Annotated in this window: 4 protein-coding genes and 2 tRNA genes; all 6 read left to right on the forward strand. The window is 59.1% G+C overall.

The window, feature by feature from the left end; all coding sequences use genetic code 11:
• Positions 1 to 1,002 (forward strand): S16 family serine protease (locus tag NWQ23_RS08855; RefSeq protein ID WP_306165924.1); only part of this gene is annotated, 1,002 nt, incomplete at its 5' end.
• Positions 1,003 to 1,124: 122 nt separating this feature from the next.
• On the forward strand, positions 1,125 to 1,457 hold the full coding sequence (locus tag NWQ23_RS08860) for an HU family DNA-binding protein (protein ID WP_306165925.1): 333 nt from the start codon (positions 1,125 to 1,127) through the stop codon (positions 1,455 to 1,457).
• Positions 1,458 to 1,509: 52 nt separating this feature from the next.
• Entirely contained in the window at positions 1,510 to 2,070 is a 561-nt protein-coding gene (locus NWQ23_RS08865) for a histidine phosphatase family protein (protein ID WP_306165926.1), read from the forward strand.
• 42 nt (positions 2,071 to 2,112) lie between these two features.
• Positions 2,113 to 2,188, forward strand: a tRNA-Val gene (locus NWQ23_RS08870).
• Positions 2,189 to 2,338: 150 nt separating this feature from the next.
• Positions 2,339 to 3,277: a pirin family protein gene (locus NWQ23_RS08875; protein WP_306165927.1), complete on the forward strand. Its 939-nt coding sequence runs from the start codon at positions 2,339 to 2,341 to the stop codon at positions 3,275 to 3,277.
• A 73-nt stretch (positions 3,278 to 3,350) separates the two neighbouring features.
• Positions 3,351 to 3,427, forward strand: a tRNA-Asp gene (locus NWQ23_RS08880).
• Positions 3,428 to 3,429: the final 2 nt, after the last annotated feature.

The following is a 3,429-nucleotide window of genomic DNA, read 5'->3' on the forward strand; positions in this document are numbered from 1 at the left end:
GCGAACTCTTACAACATGCCGGGGCCTTTGCTGGACCGGATGGAGATCATTTCGCTGTCAGGCTACACCGAGGACGAGAAGGTCGAGATCGCAAAGCAGCACCTGCTGCCCAAGGTCATGAAAAACCACGGGCTGAAGGCCAAGGAATTCTCGGTTTCTGATGATGCGTTGCTGGCTATGGTGCGGGTCTATACCCGCGAGGCTGGCGTGCGGAATATGGAACGCGAATTGGCCAAGGTAGCCCGCAAGGCTGTCACAATGATCGTCAAGAAAGAGGCCGAGTCTATCGCGGTCACCGCCGCCAACCTGTCTGACTTCCTTGGTGTGGAAAAGCATCGCTTTGGTCTGGCCGAGGAAGAGGATCAGGTCGGTGTTGTCACAGGTCTGGCCTGGACGTCTGTGGGCGGAGAGCTTTTGAACATCGAAGCACTGCGCCTGCCGGGCAAAGGCCGGATGAAGACCACTGGCAAGCTGGGCGATGTGATGAAGGAATCGATTGATGCGGCCTCGTCCTATGTCCGCTCGATCGCGCCTGCGATTGGTGTGAAACCGCCAAAGTTCGATGTCATCGACATCCACGTGCACGTGCCCGATGGGGCGACACCAAAAGACGGCCCAAGTGCGGGCCTGGCGATGGTGACATCCATCGTGTCGGTCTTGACGGGTATTCCCGTCCGCAAGGATATCGCCATGACTGGCGAGGTGTCTTTGCGCGGCAATGCGATGCCCATCGGTGGTTTGAAGGAAAAACTGCTGGCTGCCCTGCGCGGCGGGATCACGACTGTTCTGATCCCTCAGGATAACGCCAAGGACCTGCCGGAGATTCCGGACAACGTGAAAGAGGGGCTGACGATCATTCCGGTCAGCCACGTCTCGGAAGTCTTGGCCCATGCGCTGGTGCGCAAGCCAGAGCCGATCGAATGGGACGAGGCGGCAGAGGAAGCCGCTGCAGCAGCGGCCCTGAAAAGCAAGACCGAAGGCGAAGGCGCGCGCGCGCATTAAGCCCGACAATCACAAAAGCCAAAGGCGCTCCTTTTCGGGGCGCCTTTTTCGTTGTGCTTTATCACCTTGACCTTCGTGGGCGCAGGCATGGTAATGCACAAGCGCAAAACAAGGACCAGATCATGGCACGCAAAGCAGACAAGACGCCCAAAGAACCCGCAGTGGCAGCCGAGACGACAGTTCTCAAAAAGCCGGAACTCTTGGACGCGGTCGTTGCACGCACCAATCTGAAAAAACGCGATGTCAAACCAGCGGTCGAGGCCGCCCTTGCAGTCATCGCCGACGCTTTGCGCGATGGGACGGAGTTGAACCTGCCGCCACTGGGAAAGCTGCGGATCGTAAAGAACAAGGATCTGGACGAGGGGGTGGCGATCATGACGCTCAAACTGCGTACGACAAAACACGCCTCGCATTTGGCTGGCAGCGATCCGGCAGGTGATGACGACGCAGAGTAAGCCCATGCGCTGCTGCACACCCGCTTGGCAAGAGACAGAATAAGATCGCAACATGAGCCACCCCGAACTCTACATCCTGCGGCACGGTGAAACCGCGTGGAACGCCGAAAATCGGATGCAGGGCGAATTGAATTCGCCGCTCACCGAAAAAGGGCTGCAACACGCGGCCCGGCAAGCGCGCATTCTGGCAGAGCGGGATTTGCGCGGCTTTGTGTTTCTGACCAGTCCACAGGGGCGCGCCTTCCAAACTGCGGGGATCGCGCTGGCCGGGATCGCGGACCATATCCGCACCGATGATAGGTTGCGTGAAATCGGGGTGGGCGATTGGTCGGGCCGTTTGCGCCATGAACTGCCTATGCCCAAAGGCAAAGACCCTTTTATGGCGCAATACGAGATCGCGCCAAACGGCGAAGGCTTTGCCCGTCTCAAGCAGCGTTGCCGCGCATTTCTGGACGATCTGACGGGGCCAGCGGTGCTGGTGACCCATGGAATCACCAGCACCATGATCCGTGGGCTTGTGGTCGGCGAAAAGGCCCATGCAGTCCGGTCGACCCATGGCGGGCAGGGCTGTGTTTACCATCTCAAGGACGGTGAACAATTCCTGTTGGAATGAGGCTTGCACTGTCCGCACCGCTGGTCTAAATGAAGCCGCATCGGGTGATTAGCTCAGTTGGTAGAGCGCTTCCTTTACACGGAAGATGTCGGGAGTTCGAGCCTCTCATCACCCACCATCCCTTCCCATGCATTGATTGAAAGTCTCTGACGGATTGATTGTATCGGCGCTTGTCTGTGCAATTTTGCAGGTGACTTATTCAAAAACGCCATCTTTCAAAACTCAACGCACAGTTTATCTTGATCTCACCCGACAAAGGAGAGATCGCATGAGTTGGAACCCCGCCCTCGACCCTGATTGCCCCATCGGTGACGCCGTGGATGCCATTGAAACGGTGATCGTACCGCGCGCCCGTGATCTGGGCGGCTTTGAAGTCCGCCGCGCGTTGCCCGCTCCCCGTCGTCAGATGGTCGGACCGTTCATTTTCTTTGACCAGATGGGGCCTGCGGAATTCCTGACGGGGCAGGGGCTTGATGTACGGCCGCACCCCCACATCGGCCTTGCAACAGTCACCTATCTGCATCGCGGGACGATCCACCACCGCGACAGCCTTGGCACTGACCAGTGGATTGAACCGGGTGCCATGAACCTGATGATCGCGGGCCACGGTATCACCCATTCGGAACGGATGGATGGCGCGACGCTGACACAACCCCAGAGCCTGTTCGGCATTCAATCCTGGATCGCTTTGCCCAAAGGGGCCGAAGACCGCGCGGCGGACTTTATCCATGCACCCAAGGCTGATCTGCCGCTGATGGAGGGTGAAGGCAAGCAGGTACGCCTGATCATGGGCGCGGCCTATGGTGAGCGTGCGCCGGTCGAAACGCCATCAGAGATGTTCTATCTCGATGCGATTCTGGCACCGGGAGCTGGACTGCCCTTGCCGGACAACCACGAGGATCGCGGCGCTTATGTGCTTGAAGGCCAAGTGGAAATTGCCGGTCAGGTTTTCGAGCAAGGGAAAATGATGGTCTTTCGGCCCGGTGACCGCGTGAGCATGAAAGCGGGTGTGCAAGGCGCACGCGTCATGCTTTTGGGAGGGGCGACGATGGACGGGCCGCGGCATATCTGGTGGAACTTCGTTGCTTCAAGCAAGGAACGCATTGAAGAGGCGAAAGAGGCGTGGCGCGCGGGCGATTGGGAGAATGGCCGCTTCCACTTGCCGCCGGGCGATGACGCGGAATTTATTCCGCTGCCAGAGCATTGAGAGCGCTTGACGGCGGGTGCTGCCGCACTTAGAAGCAGCCCACGTCAGGCGGCAACGCCGGACAAGCAGATGCGCGGTTGTAGCTCAGTTGGTTAGAGTACCGGCCTGTCACGCCGGGGGTCGCGGGTTCGAGCCCCGTCAACCGCGCCACT

It is taken from the genome of Yoonia sp. (genome assembly GCF_030731595.1).
GTDB lineage: Bacteria > Pseudomonadota > Alphaproteobacteria > Rhodobacterales > Rhodobacteraceae > Yoonia.

What these genes read in the sequence shown, in the direction of transcription:
- NWQ23_RS08860 (WP_306165925.1), top strand. Translation starts at nt 1,125, where the DNA reads ATGGCACGCAAAGCAGACAAGACGCCCAAAGAACCCGCAGTGGCAGCC.
- NWQ23_RS08865 (WP_306165926.1), top strand. Translation starts at nt 1,510, where the DNA reads ATGAGCCACCCCGAACTCTACATCCTGCGGCACGGTGAAACCGCGTGG.
- NWQ23_RS08875 (WP_306165927.1), top strand. Translation starts at nt 2,339, where the DNA reads ATGAGTTGGAACCCCGCCCTCGACCCTGATTGCCCCATCGGTGACGCC.